This is a genomic window from Mycolicibacterium tokaiense (assembly GCF_010725885.1).
In the GTDB taxonomy this organism is placed as follows: domain Bacteria; phylum Actinomycetota; class Actinomycetes; order Mycobacteriales; family Mycobacteriaceae; genus Mycobacterium; species Mycobacterium tokaiense.
This window is the reverse complement of sequence record NZ_AP022600.1, coordinates 5,012,457-5,038,671: the sequence shown is the minus strand read 5'-3', so window position 1 is coordinate 5,038,671 and position 26,215 is coordinate 5,012,457. Positions and strand designations below refer to the sequence as shown.

Here is a 26,215-nt window from a genome sequence, read left to right as displayed (position 1 = left end):
GGTCACCGACACAAGCGGCTACCGCCGGTGGGAGGGGCGCGGCCCGGATCTTCTGGGATAACCTAGCTGCAGTGCAACAGACGTCCTTGCCGGGTTCAGAACGTAGCCTTGCGAGCCCTACGCGCTCCGGCAGGCCGGTGCAGTGCAAACAGTGAGGTGAACCCTTGTCCGAACAGCCAAAGCTCGTCAGCGAATCCACCAGCCCGGTGACGTGTGTCATCGGTGAGGAGTGGGTCGGCCGGGTTGCGGTGCTGTCCGTCTCCGGAGTCGTCGACATGCTGACAGCCCCTCAACTCGAAGAAGCGATCACGACCTCGCTGGGCAAGACACCCGCTGCGCTGGTCGTCGACCTCACCGATGTGGAGTTCCTCGCCTCTGCCGGAATGGGTGTGTTGGTGGGAGCCCACGACCAGCTACCCGAGGGTGTGAAATTCGGGGTGGTGGCCGACGGCCCTGTGACCAGCAGGCCGCTGAAGCTCGTCGGCATCGCCGACATCGTCGACCTGTTCCAGACCCGTGACGAAGCGCTCGCAAAATTGGATGCGTGAGGCGCGCAGGAACTGGGTAGCCCCAACGTTGCCATGAGGAAGACCAACGACTCTGCTGTGCCCGAACCGGACGTTTTCGACCGCTCTGATGTGGTGGCCGATGCGGTCAGCGTGGTAACGGTTCGCGAAGAGTTGGAGCGTTGGCTCAAACGCGGCTTCGAGCTCGACGCGCTGCGGCTCAACGACCTGGTGTTGGCGGTCAACGAGGCGCTGGCCAACGTGGCCGAGTTCGCCTACCGGCACGCCAGCCAGCCCGGCACCGTGGACATCCGTGCCGAGCACGACCGCTCGACATCTATTCTGACCATCACGGTCACCGACCGGGGCAGCTGGCGCGACGACAGCGAACGAGAGCCGCGGCGCACCCGTGGCCGCGGCATTCCGCTGATGGAGGCGCTGTCAGACGAGGTCGGCATCGACGCCGGTTCGCAGGGCACCACGGTGTGCATGCGTTTCGGCAATATCGCCCCGTTGGCGGCCCGCAACGATGATGAGGTGGCCACCGCCTGAAAGTGGGGACGGTGCCGGCGTGCGCCTCTCGGCAAACGGTCGCTCGCGGCGACGAAGGGGTGGTACCCGGGGCATGCCCGGCACCGTCGATGTTGTCAACCATCCGATGGGGTGCAGAATTCCCCCATGGCGGACATCACGTATCCCACCCCCCGCGGTCCGCTGCCGGCCTATGAGGCACAGCCCGCTGGGTCCGGGCCGTGGCCCGGGGTGGTGGTGATCCAGGACGCCTTCGGTGTGACCGATGACATCAGGCGAAGCTGCGACCGGCTGGCAGCCGCCGGCCATCTGACGTTGGCACCCGCACTCTACCGGCGCGGCAACCGGGTGGGGTGTGTGGTTCGCACCCTGCGTGCACTGGCCAGTGGTTCCGGCGCGGCGATCGACGACCTGGTGGCCGCGCGTGAGGCGCTCGCGTCCGACCCGCGCTGCTCCGGCAAGGTCGGCGTCATCGGCTTCTGTATGGGAGGTGGCTTCAGTCTGCAACTCGCTCCGCGGGGCGTGTTCGACGTGGCCGCACCGAACTACGGCCCACTGCCGAAAGACACTGCAGTGTTGGCGGATTCCTGCCCCATCGTGGCGAGTTATGGCGCCCGTGACTGGACGATGAAGAACGTGGCCGCGACGTTGGAACGGGTCCTCACCGAGGCGGGGGTGGATCACGACGTCAAGGAGTACCCCCACGTCGGGCATTCCTTCATGAACGATTGGGGCGCCCCGGCGGTACTGCAGCTCGTCACCAGGGCGGCCGGGTTCTCCTATTCAGAACCCGAGGCCGAAGATGCCTGGACCCGGATTCTGGGGTTCTTCGATCAGCATCTTCGTTCGTGAGTTGCACCCGCCCGGAAAAGGGGTATGGCTCCCGGGGTCTGCACAGAGTCGCAGGAGAGGAAGAGGTTACGAGTATGAGCACTGTCCCGGCGATCACGCTGAACAACGGCAACACGATCCCGCAGCTGGGCTTCGGCGTGTTTCAGGTTCCCCCGGAGGACACGGCATCAACGGTGAAGACCGCCCTGGAGATCGGTTACCGCCACATCGACACCGCCGAGATGTACGGCAATGAAAAGGGAGTGGGAGAGGGCATCCGGGCGGCCGGACTGGACCGCGGCGATGTCTTCATCACCAGCAAGCTCAACAACGGCTTCCACAAACCCGATGACGCGCGTCGCGCGTTCGATGACACCCTGGCCGCGCTGGGCTATGACTACGTTGATCTGTTCCTGATCCACTGGCCGCTGCCCACGCTGTACGACGGGGATTTCGTCTCGACGTGGAACGTCCTGGAGGAGTTCGCCCGCGACGGCCGGGCGCGGAGCATCGGCGTCTCCAACTTCCAGCCGGCGCACCTGGACAAGCTGGCGGCCGGGTCGTCGACCGTCCCCGCCGTCAACCAGATCGAGGTGCACCCGTACCTGACCAACGACGAGGTGCGGGCCTACGGGCAACAGCACAACATCGTCACCGAGGCCTGGTCGCCGATTGCGCAGGGCAAGGTCCTCGACGACTCCGCGATCACCGGAATCGCTGAGGCCACCGGCAAGACCCCCGCGCAGGTGGTGCTGCGCTGGCACGTCCAGCGCGGCGACGTGGTGTTCCCCAAATCGGTGACGCCGAAGCGGATGCAGGAGAACTTCGCCATCTTCGACTTCGAACTCGACGGCGACCAGATGGCAGCCATCTCGGCACTGGACAAGGGTGAGGCCGGACGCACCGGACCCAACCCGGACACCTTCGACTACATCCCGTCCTGACCAGGGTCGGTCGCGGACGATCGCCAGGGGTGGTCGTCCGCGACCGTCGGGAGGGTCAAAACCCCAGCAGGTATTCCAGATGGCGGGGGGTGAACCCCATCCGCCACTGCTGTAGTAACCCCGACAGCCGCATCAGGCCGGGCTCGAAATGCACGCCGGTGAGCCGTACACCGTGCGGCAACTCCGGCAGCGCCATCCGGTAGGCGGGCGTGCTCGCCGGCAGCGGCCAGCGGCGTCGGCCGATGGTGACCGACCGTGCCCGCAACGCCACTGCCGATCCGTCGAGTTCGGCGTCGATCTCCATCTGCCCCAGCCCGGGGCGCCGGGCGAACCGGAGCCGAGCCACCCCGTCGTCACCCACGGTGCCCGCCAGCAGCGGCACCATCGTCGAGACCAGGTCGTCGAGTGCCTCGGTGGGCACGTCCAGGGTCAACTCGACCGGTGCGGCCACCAACATCGGCGACGTTCCCGGCCGAACGTGCACGTTGTGCAACACCGCCGAGGCACGGTCGAATCGGCTTGCCTGCCAGGTGATGTCGCGGGCCACCACCCGGACGTCGTCCAGTTGGCCGACCGAGAGCCGGCGGACATCGAGGCGGGATCCCACCTCCGAGACCGTCATGGTCACCGGAGAGCCGGCGGCCCGCACGGTGATCCGACGGCCCACCACCATGCGGCGCAGCGTGAAGAACACGGTGCGGTGGGCCGCGGCCGCTCCCGTCGACACCGGCGGCACCGCGACGGCTGTCGACCACACGGCGCTCATCAGGTCCAGCGGGCGCAGCGGGTCCCACCGGCGGATCGGAGGGGGCTCCGTCATCGCATCACTCTATGTTGATCGACATGGAACGTGTCCTGGAAGGCCGCGGCGCCGTGGTGGTCGGAGGCAGCCGCGGGGTGGGGCGGGCCGTGGCCGAACTGCTGGCCCGGCTGGGAGCCGGCGTGGTCGTCAACGGCCGAGACCCCGACGCGGTGGCCGCAGCCGTCGACACCATCGACGGAGCCGTGGGCTTTGCCGGTTCGCCCACCGATGAGCCCACCGCCGAAGGACTGATCGGGACGTGCACCAAACACTTCGGCCGGATCGACATCCTGGTGAACTGTGCCGGCATCGCCGAACCGGCCGGCTCGTCGATCCTGACCGTGACCGGCGCGCAGTTCGACACCCTGATGGCCGGCCACATCGGTACGGCGTTTCACACCTGCCGGGCCGCGGCCGGGCACATGGTCGCCCAGCGCAGCGGTGCGATCGTCAACACCAGTTCCTTCGCCTACCTGGGCGATTACGGCGGTACCGGATATCCGGCCGGAAAAGGCGCGGTGAACGGCTTCACCATGGCGATCGCGGCCGAACTGCGCGAGCACGGCGTGCGGGCCAACGTGGTGTGCCCGGGCGCCAGGACGCGGCTCTCCACCGGCGCGCAGTACGAACAGCAGATCCGTACTCTGCACCGGCGCGGTCTGCTCGACGACGTGTCCATGCATGCAGCGTTGGATCCGGCGCCACCGGACTACGTGGCCGCGCTGTACGCGTACCTGGTCAGCGATCTGGCCCGCGGAGTGACGGGGCAGATCCTGATCGGTGCAGGCAACTTCGTCGGCAGATTCGCCCGACCGCGCCCGGACCTCCTCGGCTACCGCGACCACAGTGCGTCGCCGCCGTGGAGCCTCGACGAGCTCCACGCGATGATCTCCGGTGAGGTCAGCCCACCTGGCGGGGAGTGACGGTGACCGTTCCGGCGCCCGGGGTGGGACGGCCCGGATCAGCGGGTGCAGGCGCGCCGCTGGTACCGGTGGGGATGGAGCCGCCGGGCGGAACCAGAGAGTGCGTGTTGGGGGCCACCGGCTGCTCCTGGCCGGGTTGCAGGTCGCAGTTCAGGCGGAGCCGGACGGAACGCCCGTTCGGCTGCTGCTCGAGGACCATGCACTGCGACTGGGGGAGGTCGTTGCCGATGGCGCCGCCGAAGACGGCCTTGTATCCGAGGTTCTTCAAGATGGCGACCGCGCGGCCGTAGGGCTCACCGGTGACATCGGGCACCTCGGCGTTCGCCTGGCCGGTACCCATCACGACCATCGTGAACGCGGCACTGGCGCCGCCGACGAAAAGAACGAACTTCTTCACATCAGGCTTCTTCAAGACGACCTCTTCTTCGGTGTGGCTGCGGGGAGAACCTATCGCAGTCGCCGGGGTCGAGAAACTCCGACCACAACGCCGGGCTTATCGCCCGCGGGTCACAAAACGTTTCCACAACCGTCACGGCTGCAGGTCAGCCGCCGTTTCCACGCAGAATGTCCGCAGCGCAGCGCAGCCTGGTGTGCCCGGTCTGTTCCATGCAGATCCGCACCGGTGATTCGGTTTCGTCTGGGACCGGCGTGCTCGGTGAGGTGGTCAGCACCGGGTTGGCGATCTCGGCGGGGCTGGTCGACCACAGGTAGCGGTCGGTGTACTGCAGATTCGCGCAGTACACGGTGGCTCCGTCCGCGGTGACGCCGGTGGCACCTGCCTCGGTGCAGTCTGCGCCGACCGCTGCGGCCGGCGGCGTCGTGGTGGCCGTCGAGGTGGTGGTGACCGGCGCCGCGGTCTCGGTTTCGGTCTCGGTCACCACATCGGTGCTCACCGGTGGCGGCGGCGGCGCCGCAGCCACGGTGGTGCGGGTGGTGGTGCGTGCGTCGACGCCGGTCTCCTGGTCGGCGGTGAACTCGCCGACGGCAAAAGCGACCGCGACCACCAGGAGCAGCGCCAGGACCACCGGTACCAGCACGGCCGGACGCGCCCAGCCGCGCGCCGGCGGTTGCGGTCGAGCCGCGGTGGCCAGCTGCGTCTTCTCGCCCGCCTCCGGTGCGGCGTCGACCGCGGGCATCGGGGTCGAGACGCCGATCTGGTGGGCCAGTGCGCGCGCGAAGTCCAGGCAGCGCGCATACCGATCGGCAGGGTCTTTGGCCAGTGCCTTGCCGAGTGCGGAGTCCAGGTGGGCCAGCTCGGGCTTGCGGTCCGACAGGCTCGGGGGACGGGCGGTCAGATGCTGGCTGATGACGACTGCGGGGTTGGTGTGCTGGAACGGCGGCGCTCCGGTGAGCAGGTGGAACGCGGTGGCGGCCAGGGCGTACTGGTCGGCCCGGCCGTCCAGTGGGTTGCCCATCAGTTGCTCCGGTGCGGCGTAGGACACCGTGCCCACGGTCATGTTGGTGGCCGTCAGTCCGCTGGCCTCATCGGCGCGGCGGGCAATTCCGAAGTCGGCCAACACGATTCGCCGGCTTCCGGTTCCCGGTGCGGTGATGAGGATGTTGGCCGGTTTCACGTCGCGGTGCAGCAGGCGGCGGTCGTGGGCGTAGTCCAGCGCGTCGGCCACCGCCGAGACGATGGCCACCACCTGCTCGGGAGGCAGGCCGCCGGGCTGCTCACGCAGCAGCACGCCCGCGTCGGTGCCGTCGACGAAATCCATCGAGATCCACAGCTGGCCATCGAACTCGCCGCGGTCGTGAACGCCGACGATGTGGGGGTGCCACAGGCCGGCGACCAGGTCCGCCTCGCGTTCAAAACGATCCCGGAATTCCCGGTCCGTGCTCACCGACGGCGGCAGCACCTTGAGCGCGTCCTCCCGGGGGAGACGCGGATGCCGGGCGAGGTAGACCTCGCCCATGCCGCCTGCACCGAGCAGGCGGATGATCGTGTAGCCAGCAAAGGTGGCACCGTCGGCCAACGGCATGTCGCGCATGCTACAGGTGGGTGCCCGCGACGTCGGGGATGCCGGTCAGGTGGCGGGCAGCAGGCGCGCCGTATGAGCCCGCGCGGTGTCGATGGCCTCCGGGGGCACACCGAGCACCCGTAGGCAGGCGTCCGCGACGCGGGTGGCCAGCAGCGGTTCGGGACTGCTGTGATCACCCGCGGCCCTCATGTTGACCAGTGCTTCCACCAGCCGGAAGGGCAGGTCGGCGGTGTCGTCGTCGACGGGCCGGGTAGCCCGGCTGAACTGGAGGTAGTGCAGGCGCAACCGCTCCCGATCCAGCCAGAACGAAGCCAGCCGGGCCTCCCGGAGCTCGGGAAGCAGATAGAGCGCGCCCAGGTTCCAGGGGCCGGTGAGCAGCTGCGTGCCGTCGAAGACCGCGAGCGCGTGCAGTCGCCCGCCCGCTGGCAGGCCCTGGTGAGCCTCCGTGAGTTGCTCGGCGAACCGCAGCGAGGGAGTGACCGTCTGGTGCAGCAGAGCCGAGAGGATGTCGTCCTTGGTCCTGAAGTAGTGGTAGAGCGAGGCCTGCCGGACACCCACCGCCTCGGCGATGGTGCGGGTGGAGGTACTGGCGTAGCCGCGGGTGGTGAACAGCTCACCGGCGGCATCGAGGATCTCGTCGCGGGCGCTGACACCCGGGCGGCGCTGCGAGCGGAGCCTCGGTCTGCCGCGCGTGGTGGTCACGGGCCCATCGTGTCGCAGCAACAGCGGGAAGTGGAGTGCGTGGGTTATCTGTCACACGACAGAAACATCCGAGTCGCAAGCGGTTACGCGCGCTCATCAATCGGTTACGCCGGCGACACCAACGGCGTCATCGCACTCGGAAAACTGTCAACCGACAGGCTCACCGGCTCGACGTCGTGCCACCCGCGCCTGGAACAGCGACCAGCGGGAGTGATGGATGGCCAGTGCCACCTCCGAGATCGAGGCCGACGCAACGGCTCCCGGGACCTCCGCGGACCTGGTGGCCGACGTCAGCGCCCTGCGGGTGACATTCCGCCGCGCAGGCAAGGACGTGCACGCCCTGCGAGGGGTGTCCCTGCAGATCACCAGGGGCGAGATCATCGGCCTGGTCGGCGAATCCGGCTCGGGTAAGAGCGTTCTGGGATTCAGCATGCTGGGGCTGCTGCCTGCGACCGCGCGCGTCGACGGCAGCGTCGAGGTGGCCGGATCCGACATGGTGGCGGGCCAGGCCAAGGATCTGCGTCGCGTGCGGCGCCTCGACCTCGGCGCGGTGTTCCAGGATCCGATGACCTCGCTCAACCCGACGATGCGGATCGGCAGGCAGGTCGCTGAGGCGGCGGGCTCCGACGAGGAGGCGCTACGACTGCTGACCGCGGTTGGCATCCCGGACCCGGCCCGCCGGATGCGTGCCTACCCGCACGAGCTCTCCGGTGGTCTGCGCCAGCGGGTGATGATCGCCATCGCCATCGCCGGGGATCCCGACCTGATCATCGCCGACGAACCCACCACCGCACTCGATGTCACCGTGCAGGCGCAGGTGCTGCGGCTGCTGCGTCGGCTGCGTGACGAGATCGGGTGCAGCATCGTGCTGATCACCCACGACCTCGGGGTGGCGGCCCAGATCGCCGACCGCATCGCGGTGCTCTACGCCGGCCGGATCGCCGAGATAGGCCCCACCGCCGACGTCCTGGCCCGGCCCGCACATCCCTACACCCACGGCCTGCTGCGTTCGCGGCTGACCCTGGACACCTCCCGCGATCACCGCCTGGCTGCGTTGGCCGGGGCCGTCCCCAGCGCGGTGACCCCGCTGCCCGGGTGCGCCTTCGAACCTCGCTGTGTGCTGTCGAAACCGGAATGCGGAAGCAGGCCACCGGATCCCGTCGCCGTGGCCCCGGATCGGGTGAGCGCCTGCATCCTGTCGGCCGAGCAGGTGCACACCGGCTTGGATGGCGCGGCCACCGCCACCGCCGAGAGCCACCCCGCTCTCGTTGTCCGTTCCGACGGCCCCGCCGCCGTGTCCGTGCGTGATGCTACCAAGGTGTTCTCCCTCGCGCGGCACACCAGACTGCAAGCGTTGCGCGGTATCTCGCTGCAGGTGGCCCAAGGTGAGTCGCTGGCGCTGGTGGGGGAGAGTGGTTCCGGAAAGTCGACGCTGCTGCGGTTGATCGCCGGTCTGGACACCCCGACCTCGGGGAGCGTCACCCTGGGCGGGGAGACCGGTCCCCAGATGGTGTTCCAGGACGCCGGGGCCTCGCTGACGCCGTGGCTGACGGTCGGCGAACTGATCACCGAACGGCTGCGGCGCACCGGGATGTCCCGGCGCGAGCGCGCCGAGGCGGTCGCCCGGGTGCTCGACCGGGTGGGCCTGCCGCAGGACGTGATGAAGTCTCGCTCGGCGCAGCTCTCTGGCGGTCAGCGGCAACGGGTTTCGCTGGCCCGGGCCACCGTGGTACCGCCGTCGGTGCTGTTGTGCGACGAGCCGACCAGTGCCCTGGACGTCTCGCTGGCGGCCTCGGTGCTGAACCTGATCGGCGACCTGCGTCGGGAACTCGACATGTCGGTGGTGTTCGTCACCCACGACCTGTCGGTGGCCCGGGTGGTCGCCGACCGGGTTGCCGTCATGTACCTGGGGCGCATCGTCGAGATCGGCCCCGTCGACCAGGTGATCGCCGAGCCCACCCACCCTTACACCCAGGCCCTGGTGAACTCGATTCCCGACCTGGGACGGGTGACCCCGCTGCTCGCCGGCGAACCGGCCAGCGCGCTGGCACCGCCCAGCGGCTGCGCCTTCCATCCCCGCTGTCCCGTCGCCATCGACGCCTGCAGCGACACCGCGCTGGACGTCCGCCTGGAAGGCCGCCCGGGTTCACCCCACCAGGTGGCGTGCATCGAGAGGAGGGCCGGCTGAATGGCCGTGATCACCGACGCCACCCTGCCGGCACCCGCGGCCGCCACCGGCAGACCCCGGCGCGCGCTGGCGATGCCGACTTCCCGCGCCATGCTGGCCAACTGGGCCGGGTTCTCGCTGCTGTTCGTGGTCACGCTGGTGGCCGTGGCGGTACCCGTGCTCGCGCCGCACGACCCGCTGGTGCCCGCAGGCATGCCCCTGCAGCCGCCCGGCTCTCAGGGTTTTCTGCTCGGCACCGACAACATCGGCCGTGACCTGCTGTCCCGGGTGCTCTACGGCGTGCGCTCGAGCTGGTTCGCCGCCTTGGTGGTGGTCGCCATCGGCTTGGCCATCGGCGGGCTGGTCGGGTTGGTCGCCGGGGCCGCCGGCGGCTGGGTCGACACCGCCCTGATGCGGATCACCGACGCCTTCCTGTCGTTGCCCGCACCGGTGCTGGCCATTGCCGTGGTGGCCGCGCTGGGGCCCGGATTCGTGCACACCTTGATCGCCGTGTCGATCGTGTGGTGGCCGTTTTATGCACGGCTGGTGCGCGGCGAGGTGGCCCGCCTGGCGGCCCGCCCGCACGTGGAGGCGGCGCGGCTGGCCGGGGTGGGCCGATTGCGGCTTCTGTTCCGTCACCTCATGCCGGGTGCGGTACCCAACGCGCTGGTGGCGGCCAGCCTCGACATCGGCACCCTCATCCTCACCCTGGCCGCACTGTCCTTCCTGGGCCTCGGGCAGTCCGCTCCGGCACCGGAACTCGGCGCCGACGCCGCCCGGAATCTGAGCTACTTCCTGCAACAGTGGTGGATCCCGGTGATGCCGGGCCTCGGCGTGCTGGTGCTGGCCCTGATCGGCAACATCGCCGGCGACAGCCTGCGCAACCTGATGAAGACGGTGTGACGGTGCGAACTTTCGTGGTGACCCGGGTGGCGGCCATGATCGCCATCCTGATCGCGCTGACCGGCGTGATGTTCATCCTGCAGCACATCTCGCCGCTGGATCCGGTGAAAGCCCAGCTGGGTGCCCAGGCCTCCGCCGACGCCGTGGCCGCCCGCCGCGACGCACTCGGGCTCAACGACCCACTGCTGAGCCAGTTCTGGAACTATCTGACCTCCGCGGTACAGGGCGACCTCGGCACGTCCTACCGCACCCGGCATCCGGTGGCCTCCGATCTGGGTGACTTCCTGCCTGCCACACTGGAACTGGCACTGTTCGGAATGGCCGCGGCCCTGGTGCTGGCGGCGCTGCTGGCCTTCTCCACCACGCTGAAATGGCGAGGGTCGGGCGTGCTGCGCGCCGTGCTGTTCACCGGGGCGTCGGCGCCGATGTTCCTGCTGGGCATCCTCGGACTGATCGTGTTCTACCAGCAGTTGGGGTGGGTCCCGGCCAACGGCCGCAGTGGTGTCGCGAGTGCGCCCGACGGGCCGACCGGGCTGTTGACCGTCGACGGACTGCTGCACGGCAGGATCGACGTGGTGCTCGACGCTCTGCACCACCTGCTGTTGCCGGCGCTGGTGATCGCTATCGGCCCGGCGGTGGCCATCGGGCGGGTGCTGCGCTCGAGCCTGTTGTCGGACATCGACAGTGACTACGCCAGAACCGCACGCGCCAAAGGGCTTTCGGAGACCCGCATCCTGGCCCGGCATGTGCTGCGCAACTCGGTGGGCGCGGCGCTGTCGATGACCGGTCTGCAGGTCGGGCTGATGTTCGCCGGTGTCCTGGTGGTGGAGCAGGTCTTCGGCTGGCCCGGCATCGGGCAGTACATCGCGCAGAGCATCCCGGTGGCCGACTTCCCGGCCATCGCCGGGGTGACGCTGATGCTCGGCGCGCTCTATGTGTTCATCAACACCGCCGTCGACCTGCTGCAGGCCGCCGCGGATCCACGTATCGCAGTCACAGGAGGGTAAGTGCCCACACAACCATTGATCGTCGGAAACCCGGTCCTGGTGGTCGTCGACATCCAGGAAGGCGGGGCGATGACCTCCGACGAGGCGGGCATCCCGGTGATGCCCGGTCACGCCGATCGGGTCGAGGTGGCGCAGCGTCTGCTGGCCGCCGCCCGCGCCGCGGACCTGCCGGTGGTGTTCTTCCAGGAGGTGCACCGGCCCAGCGGGGTGGACTTCGGGCGTGAACTCGACGGCACCGAAGGGGTGCACTGCGTCGAGGGGCAACCCGGCACCGATCTGGAACCCAGCCTGCGGCCGATTCTCGACGGCAGCCGCCCCGAGTTCCACATCGTCAAACGCCGCTATTCCGGTTTCATCGGAACCGAATTCGACATCGTGCTGCGCGGCCTGAAGGCGGACACGCTGATCCTGATCGGCGGCCTGACCGACGTGTGCGTGCATTACACCTTCGCCGACGCCCACCAGCGCGACTATTACGTACGGGTGGTGTCCGACTGTGTGGGTGGCTCGTCCCAGAAGCGCCACGACGCCGCACTGGACGCCATGGAGTACCTGCAGACCGGGGCTGTGCGCACCTCCACCGACATCCTCGACGCATTCGCCGCCCTGAGTCCTGCCGTCCTCGAAGGAGCCGCTCGATGATCACACCCCCTCGTGTCCGGGTGATGCTGGCAGCTGCTGCCACCGTCATGCTCACCCTCGCCGGTTGCGGCGGATCCGACTCCGGCGGTGGCGAGCCGGCCGCGGCCCCCACCGACAAGGTGCTGCACCTGTCGTTCCTGCAGGACCCGGGGCAACCGCCGGACCCGGACATCTTCTACGCAGGCCAGGGTCTGCTGCTCACCACCAACATCTACGAGGGGCTGTTGCAGTACAAGGCGGGCACCGAAACCCCGGAGATCGAACCGCTGCTGGCCACGGAGTGGACGGAGTCCCCGGACCACCGCGTGTTCACCTTCAAGTTGCGCGAGGGGGTGACGTTCCACGACGGCACCCCGTTCACCTCGGCCGCGGTCAAGGCGTCCTTCGATCGCCGGTTGGCCGTCGCCCAGGGCCCGTCGTACATGGTCGCCGACATCGAATCGGTCACGACGCAGGGTGATTACGACGTCACGGTGACGCTCAAGGCGCCCAACGCCGCGTTCCTCGACTACATCGCCTGCCCGTACGGACCGCGGATGCTGAGCCCCACCGGGCTGGCCGAGCACGGCGGCGACGACTTCGCGCAGAGCTATCTGACCACCAACGACCTCGGCACCGGGCCGTACACCCTGACCGCTGCGGAAGTCGGGTCCCGCTACGCCATGGCCGCCTACCCCGAATACTGGGGCGAGGCGCCCTATTTCGAGTCCGTCGAGATCCCGGTGATCACCGACGTCTCGGCCCAGCAGCTGCAGTTCAACAACGGACAGCTCGCGGCGATCCTGCACGATCTGCCGTCATCGGCGGTACAGGAGTACATCAATGACGACAAGTTCGCCAACTACTCGCTGCCGACCATGATGTCGAACTACCTCTACCTCAACCCGAAGAAGGGCATGCTGACCGACCAGGCCAACCGCACGGCGCTGCTGCAGGCCATCGACGCCGAGGCGCTGGTGCAGCAGACCTACTTCGGTCGCGGCAAGGTGGCCGAGCAGATCTACCCGCCGAACATGCTTGACGCGCAGTTCGCCAAGCAGGAGATCACCCACGACCCGTCGAAGCTGACCGAGATCGCCGCCGGCCTGCCCGCCGACCAGAAGACCGTCGTGATCGGCTACGACTCCTCCAATCCGGACAACCAGTTGATCAGCAACCTGATCCAGACGCAGCTGGCCGCCGCCGGCCTCACCGCCACCGTGCAGAGCTATCCGACCTCGGAGATCTACGGCTGGATCGGCAGTGACGGCATGTCTGCGCCGGACGTCTTCACCGCCCTGGCATGGCCGGATGCCCCGTCGCCGTACACCTGGGGGCACATCTCCTGGGACCCCGACGGCGGATTGAACTACCTGGGCTGCTCGGCGCCCCCGGTCACCGACGCGCTGGCCGAGGGCCTGGTCACCGGTGCGCCGGAACCGTTCTCGACCGCCGGACTGGAAGCCGTCAAGACCGGGTGCTGGATGAACGTCGCCGACGTCGATGACTTCATGGTGGCCCAGCCCTGGTTGAAGGGGATCGAGGACTCACACGTCGTGACCAACCCCAACACCCTGCGCATCGCGACGTTGACGGCGCAATGACGCTCGTCCACAAGGCCAAGGTGCGGCGCATCGTGCTGCTGACGCTGGGCTGGGAGGATCTGCCCAAGTCGGTGTCGGTACACGGTGCGCCGGAGGACATCCGGATGCGCGAGCCGGTGCCGGGTGTGCTGCTGCAGACCGACGGCGGCTGGGTGCTGCTGGACACCGGGTTCAACACAGCCCTGATCCGAGACCCCTACCTGCGCCGGCGATTCTTCCCGTCCGTCGAGTACCAGCCGCTGCTGCCGGGGCCAGGGGAGCCGATAGAGGAGAGCCTGGCCGGCATCGGCGTGGACATCGACGACATCCACCTGGTGGGGCTGTCGCATCTGCACGTCGACCACGCCGGGGGCCTCAAGCTGTTCTCCGGCCGGATCCCGGTGCACCTGCAACGCCGCGAACTGGAGTTCGGATTGTCAGGCGACCCGGAGGTGGAAAAGCACGCCATCTTCCGGATCGACTTCGACGACCCGCGTATCGACTGGCGACTGGCCGACGGTGAGGCCGAGGTGGCCCCGGGCATCACCGCGGCGCCCACCTACGGCCACACCCCGGGGCACCAGAGCTTTGTGGTGGAACTCGACGAGTCTGTCGCCGACGGCGGACCGCCGGGATACGTATTCGCCTTCGACGCCGCGGATCTCACCGAGAACATCGACCACGAGCTGGCCATCGGCGGGTTTGTGGGCGTCGAACCGGACGAGACCGTGGAACCCATCCGCCGGCTCAAGAGCATTGCGGCGGCCAAGGGTTACCCGCTGATCCCCGGCCACGATCCGCACGCGTGGCCGGAGATGACGCAGCATTTCCACGAGAGGTTCGGGTGAGCCACCTCGACCTGGTACTGCACGCCGACAACGCCGTCGTCGACGGTGCGGTGCGGGCGGTGTCGGTGGGGATTCGCGACGGTGTGATCGCCGTCCTCGATCCGGAGCCTGGCACCCACAGCATCAGCCGGCAGGCGACGACGCCGCCGGGCACCGTCCTGATGCCGGGTCTGGTGGACACCCATGTGCACGTCAACGATCCCGGCACCGACTGGGAGGGTTTCGCCACCGCCACGGCGGCAGCCGCCGCCGGCGGGGTGACCACCATCGTGGACATGCCGCTGGACTGCGATCCGGTGACCACCTCGACGGCCGCTCTGGCTGCCAAGAGGGCTGCCGCAGAGGGCCATTGCCGGGTGAGCGTGGGTTTCTGGGGCGGGGTGGTACCGGAGAACGTGGACACCCCGCAGGTGTTGGCCGAGCTGCGTGCAGCGGGCTGCTTGGGCTTCAAGTGCTTCCTGGCCGACTCCGGCAACGCGGCTTTCCCGCCGCTGGACGCCGATCAGCTGGGCCGCGCCATGGAGGCGGTGGCGACGCTGGACTCGGTCCTGCTGGTGCACGCCGAGCTGCTGCCCGCCGGAGCGGTGATCGGCGGCCCTGCCTATGTCGACTTCCTGCACAGCCGCCCGGATGCCGCGGAGGTGGGTGCGGTGTCACTGGTGCTCGAGCAGGTCCGCCGCACCGGTGCGCGTACCCACATCGTGCATGTCTCGAGCGCCGAGGTGCTGCCGCTGCTGGCTGCGGCCAAGGCCGACGGACTGCCGGTCACCGCGGAAACCTGCCCGCACTACCTCAGCTTCGACGCCGCGCAGATCCCTTGCGAAGCAACTGAATACGCGGTCTGTCCGCCCATCCGCCAGGCCGACAACCGCGAACGACTCTGGGCCGCGCTGGGTGGCGGGGTGCTGGACATGGTGGTGTCGGATCATTCGCCGTGCGCCCCGCACCTCAAGCCGGCCGGTGATTTCAGAGCTGCCTTCGGCGGCATCAGCTCCCTGCAGCTGGGGTTGCGGGCGGTGTGGACCCAGGCGCGCCGGCGCGGGGTGACACTGCCGCAGGTGTGCCGGTGGATGGCCGCACAACCCGCGGCGCTGGCCGGACTGACCGACCGCGGCCGCATCGCGGTGGGCACCCGCGCCGACCTGACCGTCTTCGACCCCGCGGCATCGGAGCCGGTGGACGCGACCCGCCTGCACCACCGGCATCCGGTGACGCCCTATCACGGCAGGCATCTCGACGGCGCCGTGCTGCAGACGTGGGTGGCCGGACGGCAAGTGGATGCGGTGGTCGCGGCATGAGGATCTTGGTGTGCAATGTCAACACCTCGGCCAGCATGACGGCCGAGATCGATGGGGCGGCCCGTGCGGCGGCGGCCCCCGGCACTCAGATCGTCACGAGGTCACCGCTGTTCGGTGCCGAGGCGGTGGACTCGGCCGCCGAGAGCTACCTCTGCGCGGTCGGGGTCCTGGATCTGACCGCGCGGCTGCTGGACGCCGGCAGCTTCGACTTCGATGCGGTGATCCTGGCCGGGTTCGGTGAACACGGCAAAGACGCCCTGCAGGAACTGCTGACCGTGCCGGTGCTCGACATCGCCGAAGCTGCCGTGCATCTGGCGCATCTGGTGGGCCGCAGGTTCTCGGTGATCACCACCCTGGCCGCGTCCATCCCGGCCATCGAGGACCGTCTGCTGCTGGCGGGCCTGTCCGCCCACTGCGCCTCGGTGCGCGCGTGCGGCCTCGGCACCGCCGCGGTGGACGCCGATCCGTCCGGCGCGGTGGACGCCATCGTGGCCGAGGCGCAACGGGCGATGGACGAGGACGGCGCCGACGTCATCTGCCTGGGGTGCGCGGGCATGGCCGGGGTGACCGAAGCGATCACGGCGCGACTGGGTGTCCCCGCGATCGACGGGGTGGCTGCCGCAGTGGTGCTGGCGCAGTCGCTGGTGGGACTGGGATTGCAGGCCAGGAAGGTGGGCGGCGGAACACCGCCGAACCCGCGCAGCCAGTGGCCGCTGTCGACGGCGCTGGGGCTGGGGCTGTGACCGGGGTGCGGATGTCGGAGTGCACCGGGCTGTGGCGGCGCACGCTGCTCATCGACGCCGACGGATCCCGGGACACCAGTAGCGATGTGCGCTGGTTACAGGGCCTCACCGCGTTCGTCGACCTGCGCACACCGGTGCCCGCGAACCCGGCGGCGCAGGACGGCTTCGCCGGGTGGCTACGTCAGAGCGGGGAGGTGTTCACCTGGGACCGCTTCACCGGCCTGCAGCCTGTCGGTGAATTCCCGGACGAGGGCCGGATGCACTGGGACGACGGGGTTCTGGTGGAGACCGGGGTGCACGCCGACTACGTCGAGCACTGGGTGCTGCATCCCGTCGCCGGGCCCCGCTGGGCGTTGACGCTGGCAGGTCCCGGCGGTGCCCGTGCGTTGCTGCTGCGGGTCGGCGACCTGTTCGGATGGGCCGCACACACCGGCGCCGGGACCGAGATCTCCCTGGGGGCGGTGACCGGACAGCGGTGGGAGATCACCGACTCCTCGGGTTCCGGCCACTGCGGCACCGATCTGGCGCCGCGGGTGCACGACCGCACGCTCACGGTGCGCGCCTCCCAGACATGGACTGTGCTCGACAGCGAAGGAGAAGTGACACCATGACTGCAGCATTCACCTCGGTGCCCGTCATCGACATCAGTGGACTGTATTCAGAGCAGCTCAGCGACCGGGAAGCGGTGGCAGCCGAATTGGGCCGCGCTGCACGCGATGTCGGGTTCTTCTACATCAGCGGTGCGGACATCGAGCCGGCGTGCTTCGACGCCCTGTTGGCCGCCACCAAGGAGTTCTTCGCGCTGCCGCTCGATGAGAAGATGCGCTCCTACATCGGGTTGTCGCAGTGTCATCGCGGTTACGTTCCCGTCGGCGAAGAGGGACTCAACGGCGAGAAGCCCGATCTCAAAGAGGCTTTCGACACCGCGCTGGACCTTCCCGCCGATGACCCCGACTACCTGGCCGGCAATCCCATGCTGGGGCCGAACACGTGGCCGGAGCTGCCCGGCTTCGCCGAGGCGGTGACCGCCTACTACACCTCTGTACTCGAGGTGGGGCACAAGCTGCTGTGGGCGTTCGCCGTCGCGTTGGGGGAGGACCCCGACACCTTCACCCGCCACGCCACCAAGACCCCGAGTCAGCTGCGGTTGGTGCACTATCCGTTCAACCCCGACGCCGAAGACGCCCTGGGCATCGGTGCACACAGTGACTACGAGTGCTTCACGCTGCTCAAGCCCACCGCCCCCGGGCTGGAGGTGCTCAACGGCAACGGCGAGTGGATCGACGTCCCACCCATCGAGGGCACCTACGTCGTCAACATCGGCGACATGCTCGAGCTGTGGACCAACGGAGCGTTCGTCGCCACCAGCCACCGGGTGCGCAAGGTGCGCGAGGAACGGTACTCGTTCCCGCTGTTCTTCAACGTCGACTACGACACCGAGGTCAAACCGTTGCCGCAGTTCGTCACCGCAGGAGCTCCGGTGCGCACACCGCTGCGCGCAGGCGAGCACCTGTTCGCGCAGACGGCGCAGACCTTCGCCTATCTGCGGGCACGCGTCGAGGCCGGCGAGGTCGTGCTGCCCGAGGGGTCATTGGCGGTGAACTCCTTCGGGCAACAGGCGTTGCAGGCGTAGCGCGTCGTCGATCCCGTTCACACTGCACTCAGCGCGCCCGTCACTCGCACTTCTTCGCGCTGAATGCAGTGTGGACGTCTAGGTGGTGCGGGGCGTGACGATGGAGTGCATGGCCTCGCACAGCACCGCGGCGTTCGGGTCGTCGAAGATCTTCTCCAAGAGCACCGGCTTGCCACGGGAATCGGTCAGGGGCACACGCCAATTGGGATACTCGTCGATCGTGCCGGGCTGATTCTGCGCCCGGCGATCGCCCACCGCATCGGTCAGGGCCACCGACAGCAGCCGCGACGGCGTCCGGCCCAGGTAGCGGTACAGCGCCAGGATGGTCTGCTCCGGCGTCGGCTCCTCGATGCCGGGCCCACCCGGCAGCAGGCCGACCCGCTGCAGCTCGGCGATCCACGCCGCCTTGGCGGCGTTGTCGGATGCCAGTTCCTCCTCGACCGGGCGGGTCAACAACCCCAGCGACTCCCGCAGCTGCACATGGTCGCCGGCCAGATAGCCCGCGGTGGGCGGCAGGTCGTGCGTGGTGACCGAGGACAGGCAGTACTCGCGCCACCGCTCGGCGGGCAGCGGACCGCCGGCGCCCTGGTGATCGGTCTCGAACCAGAGGATCGAGGTGCCGAGCAGTCCGCGCTCGGCGAGGTAGTCCCGCACCCAGGGTTCGACGGTGCCCAGGTCCTCACCCACCACCACCGCACCGGCCCGGTGCGCCTCCAGTGCGACGATCCCGATCATCGCCTCGTGGTCGTAGCGAACGTAGGTGCCCTCGGTGGGCAACGCGCCCTGGGGAATCCACCACAACCGGAACAGGCCGATGATGTGGTCGATGCGCACCCCGCCGGCATGGCGCAGCACCGCCTGGATGAGCGCGCGGAACGGTTGGTACTCCGCCTCGGCCAGCTGGTCGGGTCGCCAGGGCGGCTGGGACCAGTCCTGGCCCAGCTGGTTGTACTCGTCCGGCGGTGCGCCCGCGGTGACACCGAGGGCCAGGATGTCCTGCAGCGCCCAGGCGTCGGCGCCGTTGGGATGCACCCCCACGGCGAGGTCGGCCATGATGCCCAGCGCCATCCCTGCACGCACGGCGGCGGACTGCGCGCCGGCCAGCTGGTCGTCGAGCTGCCACTGCAACCAGCGGTGGAAATCCACCGCTTCGGCGTACTTGTCGGCGAACCGGGCGACCGCGGGGGAGTCGGGGTGCCGCAGCGCCTCCGGCCACTGGTGCCAGTCCGCGCCGTGCCTGTCGGCGAGAGCACACCACGCCGCGAAATCGTCGAGGGCCTTGCCCTCCCGGGTGCGGAACGCCTGATAGGCCAGCTCGCGCCCGGCGGTGCGCTCGACGCGGTGAATGAGCTTGAGCGCCTTGCGCTTCGCCGACCACGAGGCGTCCCGGTCGATACTGTCGTGCTTGCGGGCGCGCTTGCGCACCTCGTCACGCAGTTCCCGCACCTTGCTGCGCTTGGTCAGGTCCGCGTACTCCGGGATGGCCTCCACCCGCAGGTAGATCGGGTTCACGAACCGCCGGGATGTGGGCAGATACGGCGAGGGTTCCATCGGCGTGGTGGGCTCGGCGGCGTGCAGGGGATTGACCAGGACGTAGCCGGCGCCGTGCCGCGCGCCCGACCACACTGCCAGATCGGTGAGGTCGGTCAGATCACCGACCCCCCACGACCGGGCAGACCGCACGCTGTAGAGCTGGGTGGCCAAACCCCAGGTGCGGCGGTTGCCCAGCCGGGCGGGCACCCCGAGCCAGCGCGGCGTCACGATCAGGGCAGTGCTGGTCTCGGTGTCGCCGGAGCGCAGATGCAGCCGGTGATAGCCCAGCGGCAGATCGCCGGGGAGCGCGAACGTGGCTTCCCCGACCAGGCGGCCGTCGAGGTCGAAGGGCGGGGTGAAGTTGTCCAGCTGCCGCGTGCCGGTGCGCACGGTGCCGTCTTCGAGCCGCACCCACACGTGGGCGTCGGCGCCGTGGGTGACGTGCACCCAGAAGGTGGTGTCGGTCCCGGCCCGCCCGACGACGGCGGGCGGCAGTGGCCTGGCCCAGTACGCGCGTTCCTGGTCGGTGACCGCCGCCGCCCGCAATTCGGGCGAGCCGACGTCGACGCCCAGGGCGGCAAGTACCGACACCAGCGTGGACTCGGGGACGTCGACCGTGCGGCCGGTCCAGTCGGTGTAGGCAGTGGCGACCCCGAAACGGTTCGCGAGGTCGACGAGTCCGGCATCCACAGCGGTCACATTCCCCATCCTGGTCGGTGAACTCGGCCACGACCGCAGCGCGGGACTCACCGTGATCGCCCGCGCACCGGTGCAGCACAATGGTTCCACGTGTCTCCTGCACCCGCCGACCGGCATGCCCGCATCGCCGTGGGCGTGCTGTTCCTCACCAACGGTGCGATGTTCACCAACCTGGTGCCGCGCTATCCGGAGATCAAAGCGTCCCTGGAGATGTCGAACACCGTCTTCGGACTGGCGGTGGCGGCGTTCCCGGCGGGCGCCATGCTCTCGGGGTTGGCAGCCGGCGCGTTGATCCGACGGTTCACCTCGTCACGGGTGGCGGTGTGCAGCAGCGTGATGATCGCGACCTTCACCTTCGTGGCCGGGTTGGCGCCCGCGGCATGGGCGTTCGCACTGGCGATGTTCATGGCCGGGACCGCCGACGCGGTGACCGACGTGGCGCAGAACGCCCACGCGCTGCGGGTGCAGCGCGGCTACGGCCGCTCGATCATCAATTCGATGCACGCCGTCTGGTCGGTGGGGGCCGTGCTCGGCGGCGCCATGGGATCAGCGGCGATCGCGCTGGGGCTCGACATCGCCGTCCAGCTGGCGATCTCGGGTGGCGTCTTCGGGTTGATGAGCCTGGCCAGCTACCGCTTCCTGCTGCACGGCCCGGACCACGACGTGCCCGCAGCCGGCCCGGTCGCCTCGGCCGACCCCGGTGAGCAGCGGCGCACGATGGCGTATCTGGTGCTGGTGGTGCTGGCGGTGCTGGCCATCGCCGGTGCGGCTGTCGAGGACGCAGGCCAGTCCTGGGCCACGCTGTACCTGCGGGAGGATCTGGGCGCGCCCGCGGCCATCGCCGGCTTCGGCTTCATCGCCCTGATGGGCGCACAGTTCGTCGGCCGACTGCTCGGCGACCGGGTGGTGGACCGCTTCGGGGAACGGACGGTGGCCCGAAGCGGTGCCGTGCTCGCGGGTGCCGGCATGGGGTTGGCGCTGGCCTGGCCCACCGTGCCGGGCACCATCGCCGGGTTCGCCGCCGCAGGTCTGGGGGTGGCGACGGTGGTGCCCGCCGCCTTCCATGCGGCCGACAACGTGCGCGGCGTGCCGCCCAACACCGGCCTGACCGTGGTCACGTGGTTGATGAGGGTGGGATTCCTGGGGGCGCCGCCACTGGTCGGCGCGGTCGCCGACGCCACCAGCTTGCGGATCGGTCTGTTGATCGTGCCGGTGGCCGGTGTGCTGATCCTGCTGGCGGCCGGGGTGTTGAGGCCGAAGGCTAGTGGGTTCCGCCGATGATCTCGATGGTGAGGACTCCGGCCACGATGAACACGATGCCCAGAGCCATCATCCGGGTGAGCGGTTCGGCGAACAGGTAGCGGGCGATGATCGCCACCAACGCCACGCCGCACGCCGACCACACCCCGTAGGCGATGCCTACCGGCATGCCCAGTGACAGCGACCACGACAGCATGCTGAACGACACGACGTAGCCGGTCACCACCGGGATCAGCCAGGCCCTGTTCCGGAACCCATTGGACGCCCGCAACCCCAGCGTGGCCGCGACCTCGATCACGATGGCGCCGGCCAGCGCCAGCCACATCACGGCCGCACCCCGGCGTGGGAGCCGAATTCGACCAGCAGCACACCGACGATGATGAGGCCGATGCCGGCGATCACCGGCCAGGTGAACGGATCGGCGAAGATCACCGCGGCCAGTCCCGCGGTCAACGCGGTACCGGCGGCAGCCCAGATGCCGTAGGCCACGCCGATCGGCATCCCGGCCCGCAACACGAACGTGAGGAACACGAAGGACAGGGCGTAGCCGGGAATGACGACGGCCAGCCAGGCCGAGTGGTCCTGAAAGGCCCGTAACGACAGGGTGGCCACCACCTCGGTCGAGATCGCCCCGCCGAGCAGGGCCCATTTCCGCACGGGCGCCAAGGGTATCCGCGACTGTGATCTGTTACGGAGCGGGATCTATGTTACCGACCAGTACGTTGGATATGTCGAGGCTTACAAGGAGGTAGCTGTGACAGTTGTGAACTCCACCGTCACCAGACCGACGGTCGAGACGGTGTACGGGCCGGTCCGCGGGATGGACGACGGCCAGGTCAAGACATGGAAAGGCCTGCGCTACGCGGCCGCTCCCGAAGGTGATCTGCGCTGGCGCGCCCCGCAACCTCCCGAGCGGTGGACCGAGGTGGTCGATGCGGTCGAATTCGGCGCCATCAGCCCGCAGCCCAAGAGTCCGATCCCCCTGGGCACCGGAACGCGGGCCGCCGAGGACTGCCTCTTCCTCAACGTCTGGGCCCCCTCGGGCGCTGAGCCGGGCAGCACTCCGGTGATGGTCTGGGTGCACGGCGGCGCCTACATCTTCGGCGCGGCGAGCCAGCCGCTGTATGACGGCCGCGTGCTGGCCTCCGGCGGTGACGTGGTGGTGGTGACGCTGAACTACCGGATGGGGGCGTTCGGGTTCCTGGACCTGTCCGGATTCGGGCCGGAGTTCGACACCAACCTCGGGCTGCGGGATGTGCTGCGCGCCTTGGAATGGGTGCGCGACAACATCGCCGCATTCGGCGGCGACCCGAGCAACGTGACCCTGTTCGGGGAGTCGGCCGGGGCCGGCATCATCACCACGCTGCTGGCCGCGCCGGCCGCCGCGGGACTGTTCCACCGCGCCATCGCCCAGAGCTCGCCGGCCACCTCGATCTACAGCAGCAGCCGGGCGCACACGGTGGCCCAGCTGGTGCTGGACCACGCCGGCGTCACGGCCGACGAGGCCAGGACGGTGCCTTTCGAAGCACTCGTCGACGCCTCGATGTACGTCTTCGACCACGTTCCCAGCACCACGCCCGGCACCCTGGCCTTCGCCCCGACCATGGACGGCGACTTGGTCCCGGATTACCCGGTGAAGCTGGGCCGGGAAGGCCGCACCTCGGCGGTCCCGTTGCTGATCGGCACCAATCGCGACGAGGCCGCACTGTTCCGCTGGATGCGGTCGCCGCTGATGCCCATCGCGCCGGCCACCATCAGGGCGATGTTCGACGAGATCGCCGCCGAGCAGCCCGGCCTGCAACTGCCCTCCGAAGCCGAGATCGGCTCCGCCTACTCCGGTATCCGCACCCGGACCCTGGGTCTGCACGTGGCCCGCGATGTCGGCTTCCGGATGCCGACAGTGTGGTTCGCCGAAGGGCACGCCACGGTGGCCCCGGTGTATCTGTACCGCTTCGACTGGACCACCCCGATGCTGCGGGTGCTGCGCCTGGGCGCGGCGCACGCCACCGAATTGCCCTACGTGTGGGGCAATCTGGTGATGGGACCGCGGGACATCACCTTCAAGCTGGGCGGTCTGAAGGCCGGAACCGCGGTGTCGGAGCGGATGCGGACGCGCTGGACCGAGTTCGCGCACGGCCGACCGCCGGGCGAGGACTGGGCCGGTTACGACGCCGAGGCGCGCCGCACGCTGGTGATCGACCGCGAGGACACGGTGGTCGACGACCTGGACGCCGGGATCCGGGCGGCCTGGGGTGATGAGATCCTCAGCTTCCGGTGACAGGTGCTCTAAGCTCGCGCCATGAACGGCATCGTCGCCGGTGTTGGCGAGGCGCTGGCGGTGCTCCCACCGCCGATGCGGGATCCGGTGCTGTTCGCGGTGCCGTTCTTCCTGCTGCTGCTGATCCTGGAGTGGACCGCGGCGCGCAAACTCGAGCACCTGGAACAGGACCGGCCCGCCGCGGGCTCCTACGCCCGCCGCGACGCCTGGGCCAGCATCTCCATGGGACTGGTGTCGGTGGCCACCACCGCAGGCTGGAAGTTCGTCGCGCTGCTGGGGTATGCCGCGCTGTACGCCTACGTGGCGCCGTGGCAGCTGCCCGCGACAGCCTGGTACACCTGGGTGATCGCGCTGGTGGGGGTGGACCTGCTGTTCTACGCCTACCACCGGATCGCCCACCGGGTGCGCATCATCTGGGCCACCCACCAGGCCCACCACTCGAGTGAGTACTTCAACTTCGCGACCGCACTGCGGCAGAAGTGGAACAACAGCGGCGAGATCCTCATGTGGGTCCCGCTGCCGCTGCTGGGCGTACCGCCGTGGATGGTGTTCGCCAGTTTCTCGGTGAACCTGGTCTACCAGTTCTGGGTGCACACCGAACGTATCGACAAGCTCTGGGCGCCGGTCGAATTCGTGTTCAACACCCCGTCGCACCACCGCGTACACCACGGGATGGACCCGGAGTACCTGGACAAGAACTACGGCGGCATCCTGATCATCTGGGACCGACTCTTCGGCAGCTATCAGGACGAACTGTTCCGGCCGCACTACGGGCTGACCACACCGGTGAACACCTTCAACATCTGGACGCTGCAGACCCGCGAGTACGTGGCCATCGGTCGCGACGTGGCCCGGGCGCGTCGATGGCGGGACCGGCTGGGGTTCGTGTTCGGTCCGCCCGGCTGGGCGCCCCGGCAGGCTGCTGCACCTGTGCCCCCCGCGTAACCTGCGCTTGTGGAAACCGTCTTCGACCGTCACGTCGACCCCGCGCTGATCGATCGCTCGCTGGCGAACAGCGAGTTGGGGTCGATGTGGCTGGACCTGCCGCGGCAGCACTACCCGCGCCTGGATGCGCCGTTGCGCTGCGATCTGCTGGTGGTGGGCGCCGGCTACACGGGGCTGTGGACGGCCCTGCACGCCGCGCAGCGCAACCCGGGGGCCCGGATCGCGCTGATCGACGCGCAGCGGGTGGGCTGGGCCGCATCCGGACGCAACGGCGGATTCGTCGAGGCCAGCCTGACCCACGGCGCCGAGAACGGACGCAACCGCTGGCCTGACGAGTTGGCCGAGCTGGACGAGCTGGGCCTGGCCAACCTCGACGGCATGCAGGCCGACATCTCCGAGCTGGGGCTCGACGTCGACTGGGAACGCACCGGCATGCTGGCGGTGGCCACCGAGGCGCATCAGGTGGATTGGCTGCGCGACGCCGCCGAGTCGCACGGCACCTTCCTCGATCGCGACGCCATCCGTGCGCAGGTGAACTCGCCGACCTATCTGGCCGGGTTGTTCGAAGAACACACCTGCGCCATCGTGCACCCGGCCAAGCTGGCGCTGGAACTGGCCCGCGCGTGCACCGAGGCCGGTGTGTCGATCTTCGAGCACACTCCGGCGCGCGCGCTGTCGTCGGATGCGGGCGGCTGTTCGGTCACCACCCCCGGCGGCGTGATCAGCGCAGCGCGAGTGATGTTGGCCACCAACGTTTTCCCGAGCCTGGTCAAGCGCAACCGGCTGTACACCGTGCCCGTGTACGACTATGTGCTCTCCACCGAACCGCTGTCCGGTGAGCAGCTGGACCGCATCGGGTGGCGCAACCGACAGGGCATCGGCGACTCGGCCAACCAGTTCCACTACTACCGCCTTTCCGCGGACAACCGGATCGTGTTCGGCGGGTACGACGCGATCTACCACTTCGGCCGCCGGGTCGACCCGGCCTACGAGGACCGCACCGCGTCCTACCGCCGGTTGGCGTCGCACTTCTTCCTGACCTTCCCGGCCCTGGAAGACGTGCGCTTCAGCCACCGCTGGGCCGGCGCCATCGACACCAATACCCGGTTCTGCGCGCACTGGGGGACAGCGCACGGTGGCCGGGTGGCCTACGTCAACGGCTTCACCGGCCTGGGTGTGGGGGCCACCAGGTTCGCCGCCGACGTCTGCCTGGATCTGCTCGACGGTGCCCGCACCCGCCGGACCCAACTGGAAATGGTGCGCAAGAAGCCGTTGCCGTTCCCGCCTGAGCCGCTGGCCAGCGTCGGTATCCAGGCCACCCGGTGGTCACTGGACCGCGCGGATCACAACGCCGGGCGGCGCAACGTCCTGCTGAAGACGTTGGACGCGGTGGGACTGGGCTTCGACTCGTGACTCTGGCGTGACCGACGCGCCGTGACCCCGGTTCCGGGCCCCGTGCGGCCTGAAGTGCGTCGA

At 69.1% G+C, this 26,215-nt stretch carries 26 protein-coding genes; 19 read left to right on the top strand and 7 right to left on the bottom strand.

Features of this window, described 5'->3' with window-relative positions:
* Window positions 1-164 precede the first annotated feature (164 nt).
* The 4 genes from G6N58_RS24605 to G6N58_RS24590 all read left to right on the top strand — a co-directional run bounded on the left by G6N58_RS24605 (window position 165) and on the right by G6N58_RS24590 (window position 2,812).
* Window positions 165-548: an STAS domain-containing protein gene (locus tag G6N58_RS24605; RefSeq protein WP_115281150.1), complete on the top strand. Its 384-nt coding sequence runs from the start codon at window positions 165-167 to the stop codon at window positions 546-548.
* Window positions 549-581: 33 nt separating this feature from the next.
* The gene (locus G6N58_RS24600) at window positions 582-1,058 is read left to right on the top strand and encodes an ATP-binding protein (RefSeq protein WP_115281151.1); all 477 of its coding nucleotides are present in this window, start codon (window positions 582-584) and stop codon (window positions 1,056-1,058) included.
* A gap of 126 nt (window positions 1,059-1,184) precedes the next feature.
* Window positions 1,185-1,889 (top strand): dienelactone hydrolase family protein, encoded by a 705-nt coding sequence (locus G6N58_RS24595; RefSeq protein ID WP_115281152.1) that lies wholly within the window; start codon window positions 1,185-1,187, stop codon window positions 1,887-1,889.
* 74 nt (window positions 1,890-1,963) lie between these two features.
* Window positions 1,964-2,812, top strand: a complete 849-nt coding sequence (locus tag G6N58_RS24590) for an aldo/keto reductase (protein ID WP_115281153.1) — start codon at window positions 1,964-1,966, stop codon at window positions 2,810-2,812.
* A 55-nt stretch (window positions 2,813-2,867) separates the two neighbouring features.
* Here G6N58_RS24590 and G6N58_RS24585 read toward each other — a convergent pair whose 3' ends face one another.
* Window positions 2,868-3,632 carry an LmeA family phospholipid-binding protein gene (locus tag G6N58_RS24585; RefSeq protein WP_115281154.1) on the bottom strand — a complete coding sequence of 255 codons (765 nt, stop codon included), beginning with the start codon at window positions 3,630-3,632 and terminating at the stop codon, window positions 2,868-2,870.
* A 23-nt stretch (window positions 3,633-3,655) separates the two neighbouring features.
* Here G6N58_RS24585 and G6N58_RS24580 point away from each other — a divergent pair, with 23 nt between their 5' ends.
* On the top strand, window positions 3,656-4,537 hold the full coding sequence (locus G6N58_RS24580) for an SDR family NAD(P)-dependent oxidoreductase (RefSeq protein WP_115282093.1): 882 nt from the start codon (window positions 3,656-3,658) through the stop codon (window positions 4,535-4,537).
* Here G6N58_RS24580 and G6N58_RS24575 read toward each other — a convergent pair.
* The 3 genes from G6N58_RS24575 to G6N58_RS24565 form a co-directional block, all read right to left on the bottom strand.
* Window positions 4,515-4,949 (bottom strand): hypothetical protein, encoded by a 435-nt coding sequence (locus tag G6N58_RS24575; RefSeq protein ID WP_147289439.1) that lies wholly within the window; start codon window positions 4,947-4,949, stop codon window positions 4,515-4,517. The genes G6N58_RS24580 and G6N58_RS24575 overlap by 23 nt on opposite strands.
* A 130-nt stretch (window positions 4,950-5,079) precedes the next feature.
* A complete protein-coding gene (locus G6N58_RS24570; protein ID WP_115282094.1) occupies window positions 5,080-6,519 on the bottom strand; it encodes a serine/threonine-protein kinase in 1,440 nt (479 codons plus the stop codon).
* 45 nt (window positions 6,520-6,564) lie between these two features.
* Window positions 6,565-7,221: a TetR/AcrR family transcriptional regulator gene (locus tag G6N58_RS24565; protein ID WP_115281156.1), complete on the bottom strand. Its 657-nt coding sequence runs from the start codon at window positions 7,219-7,221 to the stop codon at window positions 6,565-6,567.
* 217 nt (window positions 7,222-7,438) lie between these two features.
* On the opposite strand from G6N58_RS24565, the gene G6N58_RS24560 reads away from it, so the two are divergent.
* From G6N58_RS24560 to G6N58_RS24515, 10 genes are read left to right on the top strand one after another with little or no spacing between them, the layout of a single operon-like run.
* Entirely contained in the window at window positions 7,439-9,409 is a 1,971-nt protein-coding gene (locus G6N58_RS24560) for a dipeptide ABC transporter ATP-binding protein (protein WP_115281157.1), read from the top strand.
* Window positions 9,410-10,291: an ABC transporter permease gene (locus G6N58_RS24555; RefSeq protein ID WP_115281158.1), complete on the top strand. Its 882-nt coding sequence runs from the start codon at window positions 9,410-9,412 to the stop codon at window positions 10,289-10,291.
* Window positions 10,292-10,293: 2 nt separating this feature from the next.
* The gene (locus tag G6N58_RS24550) at window positions 10,294-11,298 is read left to right on the top strand and encodes an ABC transporter permease (RefSeq protein ID WP_115282095.1); all 1,005 of its coding nucleotides are present in this window, start codon (window positions 10,294-10,296) and stop codon (window positions 11,296-11,298) included.
* The gene (locus tag G6N58_RS24545) at window positions 11,299-11,940 is read left to right on the top strand and encodes a cysteine hydrolase family protein (protein WP_115281159.1); all 642 of its coding nucleotides are present in this window, start codon (window positions 11,299-11,301) and stop codon (window positions 11,938-11,940) included. It begins immediately after the preceding gene.
* Window positions 11,937-13,523: an ABC transporter substrate-binding protein gene (locus tag G6N58_RS24540; protein WP_115281160.1), complete on the top strand. Its 1,587-nt coding sequence runs from the start codon at window positions 11,937-11,939 to the stop codon at window positions 13,521-13,523. The genes G6N58_RS24545 and G6N58_RS24540 overlap by 4 nt, the downstream gene beginning before the upstream one ends.
* Window positions 13,520-14,350, top strand: a complete 831-nt coding sequence (locus tag G6N58_RS24535) for an N-acyl homoserine lactonase family protein (RefSeq protein WP_115281161.1) — start codon at window positions 13,520-13,522, stop codon at window positions 14,348-14,350. Before G6N58_RS24540 ends, G6N58_RS24535 begins: the two co-directional genes overlap by 4 nt.
* Window positions 14,347-15,648 (top strand): allantoinase AllB, encoded by a 1,302-nt coding sequence (gene allB, locus G6N58_RS24530; protein WP_115281162.1) that lies wholly within the window; start codon window positions 14,347-14,349, stop codon window positions 15,646-15,648. The genes G6N58_RS24535 and allB overlap by 4 nt, the downstream gene beginning before the upstream one ends.
* Window positions 15,645-16,391: an aspartate/glutamate racemase family protein gene (locus tag G6N58_RS24525; RefSeq protein ID WP_115281163.1), complete on the top strand. Its 747-nt coding sequence runs from the start codon at window positions 15,645-15,647 to the stop codon at window positions 16,389-16,391. The genes allB and G6N58_RS24525 overlap by 4 nt, the downstream gene beginning before the upstream one ends.
* Entirely contained in the window at window positions 16,388-17,002 is a 615-nt protein-coding gene (locus G6N58_RS24520; protein WP_115281164.1) for a hypothetical protein, read from the top strand. Before G6N58_RS24525 ends, G6N58_RS24520 begins: the two co-directional genes overlap by 4 nt.
* Window positions 16,999-18,024, top strand: a complete 1,026-nt coding sequence (locus tag G6N58_RS24515; protein WP_115281165.1) for an isopenicillin N synthase family dioxygenase — start codon at window positions 16,999-17,001, stop codon at window positions 18,022-18,024. Before G6N58_RS24520 ends, G6N58_RS24515 begins: the two co-directional genes overlap by 4 nt.
* 78 nt (window positions 18,025-18,102) lie before the next feature.
* Here the strand turns inward: G6N58_RS24515 and malQ are convergent, their stop codons facing one another.
* Complete coding sequence (gene malQ, locus G6N58_RS24510) at window positions 18,103-20,265, bottom strand: 4-alpha-glucanotransferase (RefSeq protein ID WP_163908384.1); 2,163 nt, start codon at window positions 20,263-20,265, stop codon at window positions 18,103-18,105.
* An 81-nt stretch (window positions 20,266-20,346) separates the two neighbouring features.
* Between malQ and G6N58_RS24505 the strand changes: the two genes are divergently transcribed.
* Window positions 20,347-21,537, top strand: coding sequence for an MFS transporter (locus tag G6N58_RS24505; protein WP_264036481.1), 1,191 nt, complete (start codon window positions 20,347-20,349; stop codon window positions 21,535-21,537).
* Here G6N58_RS24505 and G6N58_RS24500 read toward each other — a convergent pair.
* Both G6N58_RS24500 and G6N58_RS24495 read right to left on the bottom strand, forming a co-directional pair.
* Window positions 21,518-21,841: a DMT family transporter gene (locus G6N58_RS24500; RefSeq protein ID WP_115281166.1), complete on the bottom strand. Its 324-nt coding sequence runs from the start codon at window positions 21,839-21,841 to the stop codon at window positions 21,518-21,520. The two genes, G6N58_RS24505 and G6N58_RS24500, sit on opposite strands and share 20 nt — an antisense overlap.
* A complete protein-coding gene (locus G6N58_RS24495) occupies window positions 21,841-22,173 on the bottom strand; it encodes a DMT family transporter (protein WP_115281167.1) in 333 nt (110 codons plus the stop codon). The genes G6N58_RS24500 and G6N58_RS24495 overlap by 1 nt, the downstream gene beginning before the upstream one ends.
* Window positions 22,174-22,270: 97 nt before the next feature.
* On the opposite strand from G6N58_RS24495, the gene G6N58_RS24490 reads away from it, so the two are divergent.
* Genes G6N58_RS24490 through G6N58_RS24480 form a run of 3 tightly spaced genes read left to right on the top strand, consistent with a single transcriptional unit; the run spans window position 22,271 to window position 26,152 of the window.
* Window positions 22,271-23,794 carry a carboxylesterase/lipase family protein gene (locus tag G6N58_RS24490; RefSeq protein ID WP_264036483.1) on the top strand — a complete coding sequence of 508 codons (1,524 nt, stop codon included), beginning with the start codon at window positions 22,271-22,273 and terminating at the stop codon, window positions 23,792-23,794.
* A gap of 21 nt (window positions 23,795-23,815) precedes the next feature.
* Window positions 23,816-24,739, top strand: coding sequence for a sterol desaturase family protein (locus G6N58_RS24485; RefSeq protein WP_163908382.1), 924 nt, complete (start codon window positions 23,816-23,818; stop codon window positions 24,737-24,739).
* 9 nt (window positions 24,740-24,748) lie between these two features.
* Complete coding sequence (locus G6N58_RS24480; protein WP_115281169.1) at window positions 24,749-26,152, top strand: NAD(P)/FAD-dependent oxidoreductase; 1,404 nt, start codon at window positions 24,749-24,751, stop codon at window positions 26,150-26,152.
* Window positions 26,153-26,215 lie beyond the last annotated feature (63 nt).

Excerpts from the sequence above, each read along its gene's own strand:
- G6N58_RS24600 (WP_115281151.1), top strand. The coding sequence starts at position 582 with ATGAGGAAGACCAACGACTCTGCTGTGCCCGAACCGGACGTTTTCGAC.
- G6N58_RS24555 (WP_115281158.1), top strand. The coding sequence starts at position 9,410 with ATGGCCGTGATCACCGACGCCACCCTGCCGGCACCCGCGGCCGCCACC.
- G6N58_RS24540 (WP_115281160.1), top strand. The coding sequence starts at position 11,937 with ATGATCACACCCCCTCGTGTCCGGGTGATGCTGGCAGCTGCTGCCACC.
- malQ (WP_163908384.1), bottom strand. The coding sequence starts at position 20,265 with ATGGGGAATGTGACCGCTGTGGATGCCGGACTCGTCGACCTCGCGAAC.
- G6N58_RS24535 (WP_115281161.1), top strand. The coding sequence starts at position 13,520 with ATGACGCTCGTCCACAAGGCCAAGGTGCGGCGCATCGTGCTGCTGACG.
- G6N58_RS24580 (WP_115282093.1), top strand. The coding sequence starts at position 3,656 with ATGGAACGTGTCCTGGAAGGCCGCGGCGCCGTGGTGGTCGGAGGCAGC.
- G6N58_RS24585 (WP_115281154.1), bottom strand. The coding sequence starts at position 3,632 with ATGACGGAGCCCCCTCCGATCCGCCGGTGGGACCCGCTGCGCCCGCTG.
- G6N58_RS24525 (WP_115281163.1), top strand. The coding sequence starts at position 15,645 with ATGAGGATCTTGGTGTGCAATGTCAACACCTCGGCCAGCATGACGGCC.
- G6N58_RS24590 (WP_115281153.1), top strand. The coding sequence starts at position 1,964 with ATGAGCACTGTCCCGGCGATCACGCTGAACAACGGCAACACGATCCCG.
- G6N58_RS24570 (WP_115282094.1), bottom strand. The coding sequence starts at position 6,519 with ATGCCGTTGGCCGACGGTGCCACCTTTGCTGGCTACACGATCATCCGC.
- G6N58_RS24595 (WP_115281152.1), top strand. The coding sequence starts at position 1,185 with ATGGCGGACATCACGTATCCCACCCCCCGCGGTCCGCTGCCGGCCTAT.
- G6N58_RS24485 (WP_163908382.1), top strand. The coding sequence starts at position 23,816 with ATGAACGGCATCGTCGCCGGTGTTGGCGAGGCGCTGGCGGTGCTCCCA.
- G6N58_RS24515 (WP_115281165.1), top strand. The coding sequence starts at position 16,999 with ATGACTGCAGCATTCACCTCGGTGCCCGTCATCGACATCAGTGGACTG.
- G6N58_RS24500 (WP_115281166.1), bottom strand. The coding sequence starts at position 21,841 with ATGTGGCTGGCGCTGGCCGGCGCCATCGTGATCGAGGTCGCGGCCACG.
- G6N58_RS24560 (WP_115281157.1), top strand. The coding sequence starts at position 7,439 with ATGGCCAGTGCCACCTCCGAGATCGAGGCCGACGCAACGGCTCCCGGG.